Source organism: Nocardioides jensenii JCM 1364 = NBRC 14755, from assembly GCF_001552535.1.
GTDB classification, from domain to species: Bacteria; Actinomycetota; Actinomycetes; order Propionibacteriales; family Nocardioidaceae; genus Nocardioides; species Nocardioides jensenii.
In genome coordinates, this window is the sequence record NZ_BCRJ01000065.1 from 1 (window position 1) to 18335 (window position 18335).

Annotated in this window: 14 protein-coding genes; 8 read left to right on the forward strand and 6 right to left on the reverse strand. The window is 69.1% G+C overall.

The features are described from left to right. The coding region (locus tag NJ4_RS14440; protein ID WP_067436448.1) for a trimeric intracellular cation channel family protein at positions 1-494 on the reverse strand (494 nt) is incomplete at its 3' end. Between the two features lie 143 nt (positions 495-637). Between NJ4_RS14440 and sepH the strand changes: the two genes are divergently transcribed. Together sepH and NJ4_RS14450 are read left to right on the forward strand one after the other, a co-directional pair. Then, the gene (gene sepH, locus NJ4_RS14445; RefSeq protein ID WP_067436451.1) at positions 638-1726 is read left to right on the forward strand and encodes a septation protein SepH; all 1089 of its coding nucleotides are present in this window, start codon (positions 638-640) and stop codon (positions 1724-1726) included. A gap of 76 nt (positions 1727-1802) precedes the next feature. Continuing rightward, positions 1803-3806 (forward strand): SDR family oxidoreductase, encoded by a 2004-nt coding sequence (locus NJ4_RS14450; RefSeq protein WP_067436454.1) that lies wholly within the window; start codon positions 1803-1805, stop codon positions 3804-3806. A gap of 6 nt (positions 3807-3812) precedes the next feature. Here the strand turns inward: NJ4_RS14450 and NJ4_RS14455 are convergent, their stop codons facing one another. Continuing rightward, positions 3813-4622, reverse strand: coding sequence for a sulfurtransferase (locus tag NJ4_RS14455; RefSeq protein ID WP_217996872.1), 810 nt, complete (start codon positions 4620-4622; stop codon positions 3813-3815). A gap of 75 nt (positions 4623-4697) precedes the next feature. Between NJ4_RS14455 and NJ4_RS14460 the strand changes: the two genes are divergently transcribed. Continuing rightward, positions 4698-5351, forward strand: coding sequence for a thymidine kinase (locus NJ4_RS14460; RefSeq protein WP_067436461.1), 654 nt, complete (start codon positions 4698-4700; stop codon positions 5349-5351). Positions 5352-5393: 42 nt separating this feature from the next. Here the strand turns inward: NJ4_RS14460 and NJ4_RS14465 are convergent, their stop codons facing one another. From NJ4_RS14465 to NJ4_RS14475, 3 genes are all read right to left on the reverse strand, one after another. Continuing rightward, a complete protein-coding gene (locus NJ4_RS14465) occupies positions 5394-6512 on the reverse strand; it encodes an alkaline phosphatase family protein (RefSeq protein WP_067436464.1) in 1119 nt (372 codons plus the stop codon). Further along, positions 6509-7108 carry a DUF5998 family protein gene (locus NJ4_RS14470; RefSeq protein WP_067436467.1) on the reverse strand — a complete coding sequence of 200 codons (600 nt, stop codon included), beginning with the start codon at positions 7106-7108 and terminating at the stop codon, positions 6509-6511. Before NJ4_RS14470 ends, NJ4_RS14465 begins: the two co-directional genes overlap by 4 nt. 67 nt (positions 7109-7175) lie before the next feature. Further along, positions 7176-9878: a bifunctional acetate--CoA ligase family protein/GNAT family N-acetyltransferase gene (locus NJ4_RS14475; RefSeq protein WP_245644578.1), complete on the reverse strand. Its 2703-nt coding sequence runs from the start codon at positions 9876-9878 to the stop codon at positions 7176-7178. A 101-nt stretch (positions 9879-9979) separates the two neighbouring features. Between NJ4_RS14475 and NJ4_RS14480 the strand changes: the two genes are divergently transcribed. The 4 genes from NJ4_RS14480 to NJ4_RS14495 all read left to right on the forward strand — a co-directional run bounded on the left by NJ4_RS14480 (position 9980) and on the right by NJ4_RS14495 (position 15524). Continuing rightward, entirely contained in the window at positions 9980-12454 is a 2475-nt protein-coding gene (locus NJ4_RS14480; protein WP_067436470.1) for a DNA gyrase/topoisomerase IV subunit A, read from the forward strand. A gap of 4 nt (positions 12455-12458) precedes the next feature. Next, the gene (locus NJ4_RS14485; RefSeq protein WP_067436473.1) at positions 12459-13169 is read left to right on the forward strand and encodes an LppX_LprAFG lipoprotein; all 711 of its coding nucleotides are present in this window, start codon (positions 12459-12461) and stop codon (positions 13167-13169) included. A 4-nt stretch (positions 13170-13173) separates the two neighbouring features. Next, positions 13174-14958 (forward strand): MFS transporter, encoded by a 1785-nt coding sequence (locus tag NJ4_RS14490; protein ID WP_082748653.1) that lies wholly within the window; start codon positions 13174-13176, stop codon positions 14956-14958. 71 nt (positions 14959-15029) lie between these two features. Continuing rightward, a complete protein-coding gene (locus NJ4_RS14495) occupies positions 15030-15524 on the forward strand; it encodes a beta-class carbonic anhydrase (RefSeq protein WP_217996873.1) in 495 nt (164 codons plus the stop codon). A 97-nt stretch (positions 15525-15621) separates the two neighbouring features. Here NJ4_RS14495 and NJ4_RS14500 read toward each other — a convergent pair whose 3' ends face one another. Continuing rightward, positions 15622-17682: a DNA gyrase/topoisomerase IV subunit B gene (locus tag NJ4_RS14500; RefSeq protein ID WP_067436476.1), complete on the reverse strand. Its 2061-nt coding sequence runs from the start codon at positions 17680-17682 to the stop codon at positions 15622-15624. A 400-nt stretch (positions 17683-18082) separates the two neighbouring features. Here NJ4_RS14500 and NJ4_RS14505 point away from each other — a divergent pair, with 400 nt between their 5' ends. Then, the gene (locus tag NJ4_RS14505) at positions 18083-18304 is read left to right on the forward strand and encodes a DUF7455 domain-containing protein (RefSeq protein ID WP_067436479.1); all 222 of its coding nucleotides are present in this window, start codon (positions 18083-18085) and stop codon (positions 18302-18304) included. Positions 18305-18335: the final 31 nt, after the last annotated feature.

Consider the following 18335-nt stretch of genomic DNA (forward strand, 5'->3'; position numbering starts at 1 on the left):
GCTGCCAGGGCGGCCCCCGCCAGCGCCGGGGTGGCGTACAGCTCGCCCCGGAAGACCACCGGCACCCGGCCGGCCAGGACGTCGCGCGCCATGCCGCCGCCGATCCCGGTGACCATGCCCATCAGGGCCGCGGGCGCCGGGCCCAGGCCGTACTCCATCGCCTTGATCGTTCCGGTCACGCAGAACAGCGAGAGACCGAAGGCGTCGAAGACGTTGACGTAGGGCTCCATCCGCCCGAGTGTGGGGTGCTGGACGAAGGTGATCAGCCCGGCCGCGACCGGCACCAGCAGGTAGCGCCAGTCGGCCAGGGCCGCCGGCGGGGTGGCATCGATCAGCACGTCACGCAGGAAGCCGCCCCCGAGCCCCGTGGTGCCGGCCAGCACCAGCACCCCGAACAGGTCGAGCTCCTTGCGGACCGCGACCAGCGCTCCGGAGATCGCGAACACGAAGATGCCGATCAGGTCGAAGGTGACCAGCAACGGCATCGAGGACATGAGCGGAGTTTAGAGCGACCTCTCATGCGGAACTCACGGCGACCGAACACAGGGCGCGCCGCCCGCGCTGCGACACGCCCGGACACCGCTGGCGTAGGCTCGGCGCGACACCGGAGACGAAGAGACGAGACGACAGGATCAGCATGGTGCAGCTCACGCTCGTAGGTTTGAGCGGGGACAAGAAGCGCCTGCTGCTGGTCAGCGACTCGGGTGAGGAATTCACCCTCCCCGTCGACAATTTGCTTCGGGCCGCGCTGCGCGGCGAGCACTCACGACTCGGCCAGTTGGAGATTCAGATGGAAAGCACCCTTCGTCCACGCGACATCCAGGCCCGCATCCGTGCCGGGGAGTCGCCGGAGTCGGTTGCCCAGGCGGCACACACCACCGTCGAGAAGATCCTGCCGTTCGCCAACCCGGTGCTGGCCGAGCGCGCTCACGTCGCCGAACGCGCCCAGCGAGCATCCGTACGCCGCAAGGCGGGCGACCAGGGCGCTCGCACTCTCGGTCAGGCCGTGGCCGCCCAGCTCAGCCCGCTCGCGTTGTCGACCGAGATCGTCGAGTGGGACTCCTGGCGGCGCGAGGACGGCCGCTGGACCCTCACCGGCGCCTACGTCGCCGGCAAGCGCAAGGGCACCGCGCAGTTCACCTTCGACGCTCCCGGCAACTACGTGGTCGCCGAGAACGACGATGCCCGCTGGCTCGTCGGTGAGCCCACGTCCGCACCGGCCAAGCCGGAACGCCGCGACGACCTCAAGCAGGCCCGGCAGCGCCGGCTCTCCGCCGTGCCCGAGGACGAGCTCCCGTTGGGCGACGACGCGATCGAGCTGGCCAACGAGGCCTCCGGCCCCGACGCGACCCCGACAACCGATCCGTCCGACGCGGAGGCATCCGACGCGGATGCCAACCGGACCGACGAGGAGTCGACCGTCGACCTGACCGAGACCGCCGACCGGGTGCGCGGCGCCGAGACCGCTGCCCCGACGGGCGCCGACGACGAGCCGACGCTCTCCCCGACCCCGGAGCCGCTGGCCGACGAGCCCGCTGCGACGACGCGCACCGGCGACCGACCCGCCTCCTCCACCGACGACGGGACCACTGCCGGCGCGGAGAAGACCGCGGCCGAGGAACCCGCCGCCGAGGAACCTGCCCCACGCAAGACCCCGCGTCGGAAGGGCCGGGCCTCGGTGCCGAGCTGGGACGAGATCATGTTCGGCGGCGGCAAGTCCGAATAGTTACCACTGAGTAACATTCGCCACATCTCGGTCCGGACCATGTCCCTGCGGGGGATTTCGGGACTAGTCTCCCGCCATGTCGTATTTCGTGACCGGGTCCACCGGGTTCATCGGTCGATTCTTCGTCCAGGAGCTGCTCGACAACCGCGAGGGTGAGATCTTCGTGCTGTGCCGGGAGAGCTCGCTCCCCCGGCTCCAGCGACTGATCAGCCGTTGGGGCAGCGATCGGGTCACGCCGGTGATCGGTGACCTCGCCTCGCCCGACCTGGGGGTCGACCCCGAGTGGATCACGGCGAACACCGGCAAGGTCGAGCACTTCGTGCACCTCGCCGCGATCTACGACATGACCGCCGACGACGCGACCAACGACGCGATGAACGTCGACGGCACGCGCTACGCCCTCACCCTCGCCGAGACCCTGGGGGTCGGCTGCTTCCACCAGGTCTCCTCGGTCGCTGCTGCCGGCAGCTTCCACGGCACGTTCGACGAGACCATGTTCGACGAGGGCCAGGCGCTGCCCTCGCCGTACCACCGCACGAAGTTCGAGTCCGAGAAGCTGGTCCGGGAGTCGAGCGTCCCCTGGCGGGTCTACCGGCCCGCGATCGTGGTCGGCCACTCCGAGACCGGCGCGATGGACAAGATCGACGGGCCCTACTACTTCTTCCCGTTGATGAAGCGGCTGCGCGACGTGATGCCGTCGTGGATTCCCATGCTGGGCGTCGACCTCGGCGACACCAACGTCGTGCCGGTTGACTACGTCGCCAAGGCGATGGACCACCTGGCCCACGTCCCGGGGCACGACCGGGAGGCCTTCCACTTGGTCAACCCCGAGCCGCAGCCGGTCGTCGAGATGATCAACACCTTCTGCTCCGCAGCAGGTGCGCCCCAGTTCGCCCAGCCGATCGGCCGGTCGGTGACCTCGCGCCCACTCGGTGCCCTGCCCCGGTCGCTGCGCCCGCTCAACCTGGCCAACTCCGCGATCCGCAGCGCTCCGGTCCAGGCCATGCTCAACCAGACCGTGGGCCGCCTGGGCATTCCCGCGGAGGTGCTCGCGCACAGCTCCTTCGAGGCGACCTTCGACTCCCGTCGCACCGAGCAGGTCCTCGCCGGGTCGGGCATCTCGGTGCCGACGCTCGAGTCCTACTCGCGGCTGCTGTGGAACTACTGGGAGGAGAACCTCGACCAGACCACCGCCCGCGACGCCGACATCCGCAAGGCACTGGAGGGCAAGCACGTCGTGATCACGGGCGCCTCCTCCGGCATCGGGCAGGTCACCGCGCTCAAGGTGGCCCAGGCCGGCGGCATCCCGGTGCTGGTGGCCCGCGGCAAGGAGAAGCTCGAGGACCTCAAGATCACCATCGAGATGCGCGGCGGCACCGCCCACGTCTTCCCGTGCGACCTCTCCGACCTCGAGGCCATCGACGACCTGTGCGAACGCCTGAGCACCCAGCTGCCGTCGGTCGACTTCCTGGTCAACAACGCCGGGCGCTCGATCCGCCGCTCGATCAAGCTGAGCCACGACCGGTTCCACGACTTCGAACGCACCATGCAGCTCAACTACTTCGGCGCGATCCGGCTGATCATGGGCCTGTTCCCGACGATGCGCGAGCAGAAGAGCTCCCACATCGTCAACATCAGCTCCATCGGCGTGCAGACCAGCCCGCCGCGGTTCTCCGCGTACGTCGCGTCGAAGGCCGCGCTCGACGCCTGGAGCAACGTGGTGTCCTCCGAGGTCGTCGGGGACGGCATCACGTTCACCAGCATCCACATGCCCCTGGTGAAGACGCCGATGATCGCGCCGACCAAGCTCTACGACAAGTTCCCGACCATCTCACCCGCCCAGGCCGCCGACGTCGTGATCAAGGCGCTCGTCGAGAAGCCGCACGAGCTGAACACCATGCTCGGGAACGCCGGAGCTGTGGCGCACACCGTCGCCCCGAAGGCGTCGTTCCGGTTGCTGAACATGGCCTACCATGTGTTCCCCGACTCGGCGGCCGCCCGCGGCACCGACGCCGAGGGTGGCAAGCGCGAGAGCGAGCAGGTCATGCTGGCCCGCCTGTTCAAGGGCATCCACTGGTAGCAGTGGTCAGCCGGTCTCGACCGGCCGCTCAGGGTCGGTGATCCAGCCGCTCCACGAGCCGGGGTAGAGCGCCGCCCGGACACCGGCGACCTCGAGCGCGAGCACGTCATGGGCGGCGGTGACCCCCGACCCGCAGTACGCCGCCACCCGGGCGCCGGACTCCGCTCCCACGGAGCGATAGATCTCTTCCAGTTCCTGTGGTGACCGGAACCGCCCGCGCTCGTCGAGGTTGCGCGCGGTCGGCACGTTCACGGCACCGGGGATGCGTCCCGCCACGGGGTCGACCGGCTCCACCTCGCCGCGGTACCGCTCCGGTGCGCGCGCATCGATCACCACCGGGACGCCGAGCACGTCTTCTGCGTCGACGATCGGCATCGCGTCCGGCGTACCGCTGAAGTCGCCGGGAACCGGAGCGGTCGACGTCGTCTCGACCTCTCCACCACTCGCCGTCCAGGCCGGCCAAGCCCCGTCGAGGACCAGGACGTCGTCGTGGCCGTAGTGCCGCAGGAGCCACCAGGCCCGCGCGGCGGCGTGTCCGGACCAGTCGTCGTAGACCACGACGGTGCGGCCGTTGCGCACGCCCGCACGTCGCATCGCCTCCACGAACACGTCGGGCTCGGGCAGCGGATGACGGCCACCGTCTCCCGGTGGTGCAGCCAGATCGAGATCGAGGTCGACGTACGCCGCGCCAGGGATGTGGCCGGCCGCGAACTCGTCGCGGCCGGGCGGCCCGCCCATGCGGTAGCGGACGTCGAGCACGGTCACATCGGGCAGTCGCCCTCGGAGGTCGGTGGCAGAGATCAGCGGGCCGGTCATGGTCTCCATCCTGCCTGTTGGCCCGGACGATGCCCACCGGGGAGAACGCGGGCCTGCGTGGCATCATTGCGCCCCGTGGCCGAACTTCACTTCTTCACCGGGACCATGGACTCGGGCAAGAGCACCCTGGCGCTCCAGACGAACCACAACCACGCGGCACGAGGTCGGATCGGCCGGATCTTCACCACGCATGATCGCTCGGGAGCCGCACTGCTCTCCTCACGGCTCGGCCTGACCCACGAGGCACTCGAGGTCGCCCCCGACTTCGACTTCTGGAAGTACGTCGTGGACACCCTCACCCAGGGCGGCCGGATCGACTACCTCATCTGTGACGAAGCACAGTTCTACACTCCGGCCCAGATCGAGCAGCTCGCCAAGGTCGTCGACGAGCTGCAGATCGACGTGTTCGCGTTCGGGATCCTGACCGACTTCCGCTCGCTGCTGTTCCCGGGGAGCGCCCGGCTGGTGGAGCTGGCCGACAGGATGAACGTGCTCCAGGTCGAAGCCCTGTGCTGGTGCGGCAAACGGGCCACCCACAACGCACGCACGGAGAACGGTGCGATGGTCACCGAGGGTGACGTGGTCGTGGTCGGCGACGTCGAGGCGGTGGACACGGACCCGGCCGAGGTCGCCTACGAGGTGCTGTGCCGTCAGCACCACCGCCGCAACCTCACGGCGGCCCGCGCCAAGGCGGTCGCACTCGCCCCCGAGCCCCTCCCCTTCGGCTGAACGTGCAGGTTTCCCCGGTGCACCGGGGATTCCTGCGGCGGATCAGTCGAGGATGATCGGGATGGTCATCTCGTCGGGGGTCAGCGAACCGTGCAGACCAACGAGGGTGTTCTCGTAGGCGAAGTCGTGGGTCGACACCACGGCGGTGTCGCCGTGGCAGGCGACCATCACGTCACCGAGACGGCTGCGCACCTGGGGCTCCACGGTGCCGAACCACCCGCGATCGATCACCTGCTCGCGGGTCAGCACGCTGGCCCGGTCTCCCAGCACCTGCTGCCACGTGGCCACCACGTCGTCGACGGCGCGGGGTCGGCAGTAGAGGTGCCGGAACCGGGCCTCTCCCCCCATCAGGGCCACGCCGTCGCGCAGCTCGAGTCGATCGTCGACGTCGATGCGCGAGGACTGGGGACTGTCGATCATGCCGTGGTCGGCCACCACCAGCAGCCGCACGGACTCGGGCAGCAACTCGCGCATGTGCTCGGCGGCCGCGTCGATGTTCGACAGTTCCTGGAGCCACGCCGTCGAGGCCACTCCGTGCTTGTGCCCGGTGTGGTCCAGCTTGCCGTCGTAGACGTAGGTCAGGGACGGGGACCGGCCGGCGGCGTCGAGCACGGCAGCGAGACGCTCGTCGACATCGTCGGCGCCCACGTAGTCAGCCCCCCGGTGCCCCGAGCGGGTCAGCCCGGACCCGGCGAACTCGCGACGGTTGACCGCCGTGACCTGGACGCCGGCGCCGGCCAGCCGCGCGAACGCGGTGGGGTGGGGCTGCCACTCGACGGGATCGACGTCCTGGTCCCAGAAGAGGTGGTTGAGCAGCTTGTCGGTGCCCGGGACCCGCGCCGTGAAGCCGACCAGGCCGTGCTGCCCCGGGGTGAGCCCCGTGCCGAGGGAGGTGAGGGACGTGGCCGTCGTGGACGGGACACCGGCCGTTCCCGGTGTGGACGCGATCTCGGCCAGGTAGGGCGCAGCGTGCGCGTAGCGTTCGAGGAGCCGCTGGCCGAGCCCGTCGATGAGGAAGACGACGTACCCCGCAGCATCGGGCAGCACGAGGTCGCTCGGACCGTCACCCGCCAGCGGTGAGCCGATGGCACGGGCCACTGCCGGGACCACGTCCCCGAGTGAGCGCCGCGAGTAGGCCGGGTCGACGAACCCCTCGGTCATGGGGCGGGTGTGCCGTGCGTGGCCGCGGAGAGGGAGGCGGCGAAGGCCAGCAGCGAGGTGACTGCGTCGTGGCCCTCGGCCGCGGCCGAGACCCGCAACGAGAAGTCGTCGGAGGCGAGCAGCCCGGTGTAGCCGTGATCGGCCTCGCAGTCCGGGTCGGCGCATCCAGCCGGCTCGAGGTCGATGCGGCCGACTCCGCCCCACCCGACGGTCACCACGGCCTCGGCAGCCGGCTGCGGTCCTGACGTCGGGTTGGCCACCATGCGGGTCACCACGACGGAGCGCACCGCCGACAGGGCGATCGCCTCGGTGGAGGTGGAGGTGTAGGGCTGCGGGAGGAGGTCGTCACCGGCGTGCTCGTCGGTGTGCGCCAGGATCAGCCGCGTCGGGGTGAGTACGACGACCGTGATGTGACGTCGCACCTCGTCACGCTCGATGGTCGGCTCGTGGTGCACGTAGAACGAGACCACCGACTCCCCCGCGACCGCGGCATCGACACCGTCGGCGACCACCTCGGGGTAGTAGCCGGTGCGGTCGATCGCTGCCCGCAGCGCGGCGGGCGTGTCGGAGGGGTCGGTCAGTCCACGGTTGCGCATGGGCCGAGTCTGTCACGGCGCGACTGAGAACGTGCAGGCGATGCACGGACTCCGGTGTGAGCCTCGCTCAGTCCGGGATGGTGTCCTCGACCTGCGCGTTGAGCCGGCGTACGAACCAGTCCGAACGCAGATCGGCGACCGGTTCCACCCGCGCCTCCGCCGACAGCACGGTTGCGGTGTTCTTGCCGGCCAGCACCAGGGACAGATCGATGGACCGCACCTGCGGGAAGTCGTTCTTCAGCTGGGCGACGAGCAGGATCAGCTCCTCGATGCGGTCGACGTCGACCACCTCACTGCCGCGGTAGCCGAAGAGCATCGGCGAGCTCTTGATCTCGCGCGTCATCGCCCGTGCCTCGTGCAGGGTGAGCGGTGGGATGCGGTAGGCCTTGTCGCCCACCAGCTCGGTCAGCGGTCCGGAGATCCCGAAGGAGACCACCGGGCCGAAGAGCGGGTCCTCGACGGCGGCGATGGAGACCGGAACCCCCGGAGGCGCGCTGCGCTGCACGACGAATCCGGCGCCGGACGGGTCGGTGATCAGCTCGCACAACGATGCCCAGCCCTCGCGCATGTCGGCCTCGTCGTGGATGTTGCGCCACAGGTGGGCCAGGTCGGGGCGGTTGCGCAGGTGCTCCGCGGTGGCCTTGAGGACGACGTCCCAGCCGAAGTCCTCACCGGCGGCGACCGCCTCCTCGGCCGTGGCGACCGGACGCGGCTCCCACAGGTCGATGTTGTAGGCCGCGAACAGCCGGCGCAGCTCGTCGAACTCCAGGTCGCGACCCTCGGGACTGTTCATCAACGCCGTGTTGATCAGCTTCTTCGCGGTCAGGGCCTCGACCTCGGCGGCCTCCTCGACCTCCCCTTCGGGCGTGCGCAGCCAGACGGCGTACTCGACGACGTGGGCCAGGGCCCGCACCGCCGCCTCGACCGCGGGGTAGGACGGCACGGATCCACGGCCGGCAGTGGAGCCGGCCACGTCGGGCACTCGGAGGAGCTCGGGGACACCCTCGGCACCCAGGAACGTGGAGACGAGGGGCTTGTCCGACTGCTCGCCGACGGCGGCGAGCACGTTGGCCACCTCTTCACCGGTCACGTTGAGCGGGGGGATGTAGACCGCGACCACCGAGTCGACGTCCGGGTCGTCGATCGCCTGGTCGAGGGCGTCCTCGAAGTCCTCGGCAGTGGCATCGGCGCCCAGTGCGACCGACTTGCTGACCACCAGTCCGACCGATGCCGCGGCGTCGGCGGCCAGCAGGCCCAGTGCGTCGGAGTTGCCCACCACCGCGACCCGTCGACCGGCCGGCAGCGGCTGGTGGGCGAGCAGCTGGGCGACGTCGAACATCTCTTCCAGGCTGTCGACCTGCATGATGCCTGCCTGGCGGAACATCGCGTCGACCGACTGCTGCGGCGCCGCGATGGTGCGCACGGAGTGACCCATCGGCACGCCCTGGGTGGTGCGCCCCGACCGCACCGCGACGATCGGCTTGCGACGCGACACGCGACGGCAGATGCGGGAGAACTTGCGCGGGTTGCCGATCGACTCCAGGTAGAGCAGGACGACCTCGGTCGACTCGTCCTCCTCCCAGTACTGCAGGAGGTCGTTGCCCGACACGTCGGCACGGTTGCCCGCGCTGACGAACGTCGACAGGCCCAGTCCGCGGTTGTAGACCTTCTCGAGGATCGCCGAGCCGAGCGCACCGGACTGGCAGAAGAAGCCAGCACGACCCCGGGGCGGCATCAGCCCCGAGAGCGACGCGTTCAGCGACATCTCGGGGTCGGTGTTGATCACGCCCAGGCAGTTCGGGCCGATCAGCCGCAGCCCGTAGGACCGGGCCAGGCCGACCAGTCGGCGCTGCCGGCGTCGTCCCTCCTCGCCGGTCTCCGCGAAGCCCGAGGAGATCACGATCAGGCCGTGCACACCCTTGGCGGCACAGTCGAGCACGACGTCCTGCACGGCGGTGGCCGGGACCGCCACGATGGCCACGTCGACCTCGCCGGGAATCTCGGTCACCGAGGAGTACGCCGGCAGCCCGGACACCGCCTCGGCCGTGGGGTTCACCGCGTAGACGACCCCGGTGTAGTCACCGGTGATCAGGTTGCGCACCAGCGCCTGGCCGATGGTGTCCTGGCGCCGACTGGCGCCGACGACGGCGATCGAACGGGCGTTGAAGAACTTCTCGATCGAGGCGGACTCGGCCCGGTGCTCGCGGTTCTCCATCACCCCGATGGCGGTCGCGGTCGGGTCGATGGGGAACTCGAGACTCATCACGCCGTCCTCGAACCCACCCACCACGTGATAGCCGGCGTCCTTGAACGTGGTGATCATCCGCCGGTTGTCGGGCAGCACCTCGGCCACGAAGCGTTCCACGCCGAGCTCACGACCCGCCTGGGCCAGGTGCTCGAGCAGGATCTGGGCGATCCCGCGGCCGTGGTGCCGGTCCTCGACCAGGAACGCCACCTCGGCCTCACCCGGCTCGATCACGTCGAAGCGACCGACCGCGATCATGTGGTCGGCCAGCATCACCACGAACGCAATGCGGTTCTGGTAGTCGACATTGGTGAACCGCTTCACGTCCTTCTCGGACAGGTTCGGCATCGGCGAGAAGAACCGGTAGTACTTCGACTCGTCGGAGACCCGTCCGTAGAACTCGACGAGCAGGTCCGCGTCCTCCGGACGGATCGGCCGCACGTGGGCCGTGCTGCCGTCCAGCAGGAGGACGTCGGCAGCCCAGTGCCGTGGCGGCTTGGGCATGGTGCTTCCGGAGGCGGTCACGACTGAAATCTAGCCTGTCGCCGAAGCCTTCTCCGACTTGGCCGACCGCAGGCGGCGTGCCCCCTGTGGAATCGAGGGGGCGACCGGGAAGAATGCCCGTCATGGCACGACGTACGACGCAACCACCGCCCCCCGACGACTTCGAGGAGCACATCCTCGACATCGACGTCGGTGACGAGATGCGCTCGTCGTTCCTGGAGTACGCCTACTCGGTGATCTACTCCCGGGCCCTTCCCGACGCCCGCGACGGCCTCAAGCCGGTGCAACGGCGCATCCTCTACACGATGAACGAGATGGGCCTGCGCCCCGACCGCGGACACGTGAAGAGCGCCCGCGTGGTCGGCGAGGTGATGGGTCGCCTGCACCCGCACGGTGACTCCGCGATCTACGACGCGATGGTGCGGATGGCACAGCCGTGGTCGATGCGGGTGCCGTTCATCGACGGCCACGGGAACTTCGGCTCCCCCGACGACTCCCCCGCCGCCATGCGTTACACGGAAGCGCGGATGGCTCCGGCTGCGCTGGCGATGGTCACCTCCATCGACGAGGACACCGTCGACTTCAAGCCCAACTACGACAGCCGCGAGACCGAGCCGACGGTGCTGCCCGCCGCGCTCCCCAACCTGATCGTGAACGGCACCACCGGCATCGCGGTCGGCATGGCCACCAACATCGCGCCGCACAACCTGATCGAGGTCGTGCAGGCGCTGCGCCACCTGATCACGCACCCGAAGGCGACCGTCGACGACCTGATGCGGTTCGTCCCGGGCCCCGACCTGCCCACCGGCGGCAAGATCGTCGGGCTCGAGGGCATCCGCGACGCCTACGAGACCGGCCGCGGCACGTTCAAGATGCGGGCCACCGCTCGCATCGAGAACGTCACGCCCCGCAAGAAGGGCATCGTCGTCACCGAGCTGCCGTACGGCGTGGGCACCGAGAAGATCATCGAGCGGATCAAGATCCTGGTGCAGAGCAAGAAGCTCCAGGGCATCTCCGACATCAAGGACCTCACCGACCGGGAGAAGGGCCTCAACCTCGTCATCGAGGTGAAGAACGGGATCAACCCCGACGCGTTGCTGGCCCAGCTCTACCGCCACACGCCGTTGGAGGACTCCTTCGGCATCAACACCGTCGCCCTGGTCGACGGACAGCCCCGCACCCTCGGGCTCAAGGAGCTGCTCGAGGTCTTCCTCGGGCACCGCTTCGACGTGGTCCGTCGTCGTACGGTCTTCCGCCGGGGCAAGGCCGTGGACCGGCTGCACCTGGTCGACGGGCTTCTGATCGCGATCCTCGACATCGACGAGGTGATCCAGGTGATCCGGGGCTCCGACAACGCGGTGGCCGCCAAGGAGCGCCTGATCGAGATCTTCGAGCTCTCCGAGATCCAGGCCGACTACATCCTCGACATGCCCCTGCGCCGGCTGACCAAGTTCAGCAGGCTGGAGCTGGAGAAGGAGCAGGAGGAGCTGCGTCGCACCATCGAGGAGCTCGACGCGATCCTGGCCGACGAGAAGCTGCTCCGCAAGGTCGTCTCCGACGAGCTGGCCGAGGTGGCCAAGACCTACGGCACGCCCCGACGCACCGTCCTGCTGGAGTCCTCGGGCGTGGCCACCAAGGCGGCCGAGGTGCCGCTCGAGGTCGCCGACGACCCGTGCCTGGTCTACCTCTCCTCCACCGGGTTGCTGGCCCGCACCAACGGGGCCGACACACCCGGTACCGGCGGCGGGCGGGCCAAGCACGACGTCATCATCTCCGCGGTGCGCAGCACCGCCCGCGGTGACATCGGCGTGATCACCAGCCTCGGACGGGTCGTCCGCCTGGGCGTGCTGGAGCTGCCGACCCTGCCGCCGACCGCGAACGACCCGCACCTCAGCGGTGGTCTCCCGCTGAGCGAGTTCGTCGCGCTCGAAGCGGGCGAACGCGTCCTGGGACTCACCGGACTGTCCTCCGACGGCCCGGGGCTCGCCCTCGGCACCAGGGACGGCATCGTCAAACGGGTCAACCCCGACGTCCCGAACAGGGACGACTGGGAGGTCATCTCGCTCAAGGACGGCGACGAGGTGGTCGGCGCCGTCGAGCTCACCTCCGAGGACGTCGAGCTCTGCTTCATCACCTCCGACGGGCAGTTGCTCCACTTCGCCGCCGACCTGGTGCGCCCTCAGGGCCGCGGCGGCGGTGGTGTGGCCGGCATCCGCATCACCGACGGTGAACGGGCCGCCTGGTTCGGCGTCATCTCGGGAGACTCGGTCGTGGTCACCGCGTCGGGTTCGAGCACGGCCCTGCCCGGCACCGAGAACGGCGCGGTCAAGGTCACCCCGTTCGGCGAGTACCCAGCGAAGGGTCGTGGCACCGGTGGAGTGCGCTGCCACCGGTTCCTCAAGGGCGAGGACGCCCTCGTCTTCGCCTGGGCCGGCCCCGAGCCCGCCCGCGCGGCCGCAGCCAGCGGTGCCGCCATCGATCTGCCCGAGGCCAACGGACGCCGCGACGGCTCCGGCATCCCGGCGGCACAGCCGATCGCGGCCTGCGCCGGACCGGTCGCCGCCCGGTTTGCGCCCGCACCCCCTGTGGAAGGCTGACCCCATGTTGAAGACCCGTAGCGCGTTCACCGCGATCGCCCTCGTCGCCTCGCTCGCCCTTGCCGGTTGCGCCGGTGACGACAAGGACGACCCGATCAGCAAGGACAACAAGCCCGACGAGGCACTCGCCCTGGCGAAGAAGACCCTCGACGAGACCTCGGGTGTGAAGCTGAGTCTCGACTCCGAGGGTCTCCCCGACGGCGTCTCCGGCGTCACCGACGCGGAAGGGATCGCGGTGCACCCGGCCGGGTTCGACGGCAAGGTCACCGCCTCGCGCAGCGGCCTGACTGTTCCGGTCGACGTGATCGCGGTCGACGGCAAGGTCTGGATGAACATCCTCGGCGCCGGCTTCCAGGAGGAGAACCCCGCCGACTACGGCGCACCCGACCCGTCGATGCTGATCTCGGCCGAGGACGGCATCTCCGACCTTCTGGTCGAGACCGAGAACCTCGAGCAGGGCGATGACGTCCGAGGCGGGGCCAACAACGATGAGGTGCTGACCGAATACACCGGCACCCTCACCGGCGACCAGGTCACCCGCATCATCCCGAGCGCCTCCGGCGACTTCGACGTGACCTACCAGATCAGCTCCGAGGAGGAGTTGCGTGAGGTCGCGGTGACCGGCAAGTTCTACCCAGACGTCGACTCGATGACCTACACGATCACGTTCAGCGACTACGGCAAGTACGACGAGTCCGACGTCAAGGCACCCTGACGTCGTGAGCGGCGACCCGCGCGAGGCCTCCGGCGGCTCGACAGCACGCAGAGGCCTGCTCCTGCTCGTCTTCGCATCCGTCGCGGTCGCCTTCGCGGCCGCCGACACGTACGTCGTCGTGCTCGCGCTGCCCGAGATGATGGGCACCGCGAAGATCCCGATCTCCGAGCTGCAACGCGCGGCGCCGATCATCTCCGGCTTCCTGCTCGGCTACGTGGCGATGCTGCCGCTGATCGGCCGCATCGCAGATCTCCGGGGCCGGGTCCCGGTCCTGGTCATGTCGCTCGTGGTGTTCGCGATCGGCTCGCTGATCACCGCCCTGGCCTACGACCTGCCCAGCATGGTCACCGGCCGATTCCTGCAGGGCGTGGGTGGCGGTGGTCTCGTGCCCGCGACGCTCGCCCTGGTCGCCGACCTGTACCCGGCGCAGCGTCGGGGACTGCCCTTGGGCATCGTCTCCGGCGTCCAGGAGCTCGGGAGCGTCCTCGGCCCCCTGTTCGGCGCCCTGGTCCTCGCGTTCGCCCCCTGGCAGTACATCTTCGCGATCAACCTCGTCGTCGGCATCCTGCTGGCCCTCGCCATCAGGGCGGTGGCCGGGGGTGATCACGTCGCCGGGCCCGACGACGCCAGCCCTCGCGACGCCGGCCCTCGCGGTTGGCCGGACTGGATCGGGATGCTCGCGGTGCTCGTTGCCGCCGCTGCCGCCATCGTCGCCATGGTCCGCCCCGGCCAGCTCCAGCGTGACCTCACCTGGGGACAGCTCTTCATCCCCTACACCGGTGACGGCCGCTGGCTGACTCCGATCGGTGTGACCGCCATGGGTGCCGGCATCGTGCTGCTCCTTCGTTGTGTCTTCGCCCGCCGCCCGCTGGTCGACGTACGAGCCTGGAGTCGACACCTGGTGGACGCCGACCTCGTCGGAGCACTCCTGCTGGCCATCGCCCTCAGCGGGGTGATCCTGGCCTTCGCCACGGCGGACCCCGAGGTGCAGGTCTTCTCCGAGCAGGGGCCGTGGTACCTCCTCGGTTCAGCGGTCGCCACCCTCGCCTTCCTCGCCCACCTGCGGCGGGCCGAGCGGCCGCTGATCCCGCGAGGAGCGATCACTGCCGGACCGGCCTGGGGCTCCCTGTTGGTCAGCTTCTTCATCGGGGCCGCGCTCATCGCCGCCCTGATCGACATCCCGATCTTCGCCCGCACCACCATCTACCGCGACTCGCAGCTGCTCTCGGCACTGGTGCTGGTGCGGTTCCTGGTCGCCCTGCCGGTCGGCGCCGTGATCGGCGGCCACCTCACCTGCCGCTGGTCGGCCGGGCTGGTCACCGCCGTCGGCATGGTGGCCGCGGCCGTCGGCTTCCTGCTGATGACCCGGTGGGACGAGAACGCGCTGGAGCACCCCACCGCCAACATCGCCCTGGTGCTGGCTGGCTTCGGCTTCGGGCTCGCGTTGGCTCCGGTCAACGCCGCTCTGCTGGCCAGCACGGACGACGCGGTGCACGGGGTCGCCTCCGCGCTGGTCGTGGTGGCCCGCATGATCGGCATGCTGGTCGGCATCTCCGCGCTGACCACCATCGGGGTCCGGTGGTTCTACCAGGCCAACCTCGACTGCCTGGCCGACCACCCACGCAAGACCCGGTACTGCGGCACCCAGGCCGCGCTCGCCCAGGAGCACACGGTCTTCTTCGGCGCGGCCGCCTGCGCACTGGTCGCGGCCGTCCTCGCCCTCTGGCTCTTCCGTGGGGCGCAGACCCGCGGCCTCGACACCAAGGAGCTGCTCCGCTCCGCCGGCTGACCCCACGGGCGGGCGTCCCATTTCTCGACCCTTTGTACGGCGACCACCCCGGCTCCGCTAAGTTGAAAAACGTGAGTGAATTCGACGACCTGATCGCTGCCAACCGTTCCTTCGCCGACGACTTCCAGCTGGGAGGCTTCGACGGCGTCGCCCATGCCGGGGTCGCAATCGTGACCTGCATGGACTCCCGAATCGACCCGCTCAACATGGTGGGCCTCAAGGCCGGTGACGCGAAGATCTTCCGCAACCCGGGGGGTCGCATCACCCAGGCCGCCCTCGAGGCGCTCGTGCTCGGCGTACACCTGCTCAACGTCAACCGGATCCTGGTCATCCCCCACACCCGCTGCGCGATGACCTCGAAGAGCCAGGAGGAGTTGCGCAACGAGATCGGCGCCTCCGCCGGTGTCGACGCGTCATGGCAGGCGTTCCACGTGGTCAACGACCAGTTGGCCGCGCTCGCCGAAGACATCCGCGCCGTCACCGCGCACCCGCTGATCCCTGACTCGGTCAAGGTGGGCGGCTTCATCTACGACGTCGACACGGGCCTGCTCGACCAGAAGTTCTAGCCTTTCCGGCGCTCACCCTTGCCGGACCGCCACTATCGCGTGATGTGGTCTCACCTGGTGACAGCACATCACGCGTCAGGCGCAAAGAGCAGCGCCGTCAGGCGTCGAGCGACTCCACGTCGACGTCGTACGCACCCTGCACGATGAACTCCTTGCGTGGCGCCACCTCGGAGCCCATCAGCAGCTCGAAGACCTGAGCGGCGGCGTCGGCGTCGTCGACGGTGATCCGGCGCAACGTGCGGTGGCGCGGGTCCATCGTGGTCTCAGCCAGCTGGTCGGCATCCATCTCGCCCAGACCCTTGTAGCGCTGCACCGGGTCCTTCCACGGGACGTTCTTGCGCTTCAGCTCGGCCAGCTTCCGCTGCAGCTCGGCGTCGGAGTAGGTGTAGACGTACTTGTCCATGCCCTTCTTCGGGCGGGTGATCTCGATGCGGTGCAACGGCGGCACCGCCGAGTAGACCCGGCCCTGCATGACCAGGTCGGGCATGTACTTGAAGAACAGGGTGGCCAGCAGAGTGCGGATGTGGGCGCCGTCGGAGTCGGCGTCGGCCATGAAGATGATCTTGCCGTAGCGGGTGGCGTCGATGTCGAAGGTGCGACCGGAGCCAGCGCCGACGACCTGGATGATCGAGGCGCACTCGGCGTTCTTCAGCATGTCGCCGACCGAGGCCTTCTGCACGTTCAGGATCTTGCCGCGGATCGGCAGCAGCGCCTGGAACTCGGAGTTGCGGGCCAGCTTCGCCGTGCCGAGCGCGGAGTCGCCCTCGACGATGAACAACTCGCTGCGCTCGACGTCGTTGGACCGGCAGTCGGCCAGCTTGGCCGGAAGCGCGGAGGACTCCAAGGCGTTCTTGCGGCGCTGGGTCTCCTTGTGCTGACGCGCGGCGATGCGCGTCTTCGACGCACCGACGACCTTCTCCATGACCAGCTTCGCCTGGGCCTTCTCGGCCCGCTTCGTGGAGGTCAGGAAGCTCTTCAACTCCGCCGCGACGACCTTGCGTACGACGGTGCGAGCGGCCGACGTGCCGAGGATCTCCTTGGTCTGGCCCTCGAACTGCGGCTCGGCCAGCCGCACCGTGACCACCGCGGTCATGCCCTCGAGCACGTCGTCCTTGATGACGTCGGCGTCGTTGACCTTGAGCGCCTTGGCGGAACGCATCACGTCGTTGAACGTCTTGGTGATGGCCTGCTCGAACCCGCTGACGTGGGTGCCGCCCTTGGGGGTGGCGATCACGTTGACGTAGGAGCGCAGGGTGGTGTCGTAGCCCATGCCCCAGCGCAGTGCGACGTCGACGCCCAACTCGCGCTCGACCTCCTGCGGGGTCATGTGGCCCGCGGCGTCGAGCATCGGCACGGTCTCGGTGAAGGTGTCGCTGCCCTGGAGGCGCAGCACCTCGGTGACCGGCTCGCCCTCGGCCAGGAACTCGGCGTACTCGGCGATGCCGCCGTCGTGGCGGAACTTCTCCTCGACCGGGTCCGGGCCACGTTGGTCACGGATCACCAGCTCGAGGCCGGGCACGATGAACGAGGTCTGGCGGGCGCGGGTGATCAGGTCGTCGTAGACGTAGCCGGCGTCCTTGGTGAAGATCTGCCGGTCCGGCCAGAACCGGATGCGGGTGCCGGTCTTGCCCTTGGCCACCCGCTTCCCCTTGCGGGTGAGGCCGGACCGAGGGGTGAACGAGGCGGTCGGCCCGTCGCCGTCGAACACGCCGGGGATGCCCCGCTGGAACGAGATGCCCTGGGCGGACGGCGATCGGTCGACGTCGATGTCCATGCGTGAGGAGAGCGCGTTGACCACGGAGAGCCCGACGCCGTGCAGCCCACCCGTGGCGACGTACGAGCCGCCGCCGAACTTGCCGCCGGCGTGCAGCTTGGTGGCCACCACCTCGACGCCGGGCAGCCCCGTCTTGGGCTCCTTGTCGGTCGGGATGCCGCGCCCGTCGTCGTAGACCTCGACGGAGCCGTCGGGATGCAGGGTGACCTCGATGCGTTGGGCGACCTCGGCCAGGGCCTCGTCGACGCCGTTGTCGATGATCTCCCAGACACAGTGCATGAGCCCGCGGGTGTCGGTGGAGCCGATGTACATGCCGGGTCGCTTGCGGACCGCTTCGAGTCCCTCCAGCACCAACAGGTGTGCTGCGTTGTACGTGTTGTCGATGACGGTGTCCTAAGTCGCTCGTGGTGCTCCCTGCGAATCTATCCCGCATCGGATCGCAGGGAGGGCCGCCACGCCCTCGAACGACGCCACGAGCGGTCGAATCAGGGCGCTTGCCGACATTCCCTCGCCCTTCGACCTAGGCTGGAGGCGTGAACCCGATCACGAAGCGGACACGATCAGGACCTCCGAGCACGAAGTGGCAACCGGATGGTCCCGATTCGCGTCAGACTGACAGGGTTCGACCGTTTCACCAGAAAGAGGGATGTCCACCGTGTGGGAGACCCCCGCACGGGGTAGACCGGCACCATGGTTGGATGACTGTGTCGGGCGACACGGAGAACCGGGAATCAATTCAGACCCCGGCTCGTTGAACCCGACAACGACTGAAAGAGAGGCCGAAGTGACTACAGCAGTTGCCCCCAGTTCCGCCGCACTGACGGCGCTTGACCGCTGCGACCGTTGCGGCGCCCAGGCCTACCTCCGCGTCGAGCTCGCCTCCGGGCTCGAGCTCCTCTTCTGCGCTCACCACGCCCGTGAGCACGACGAGAAGCTGCGCGAAGTGGCCGTGAACGTCATCGACGAGACGCACAAGCTCGAGAAGAAGCCCGCAACCACCGACTGATCACCGAGATCCGAACGGCCCCGACCTGACA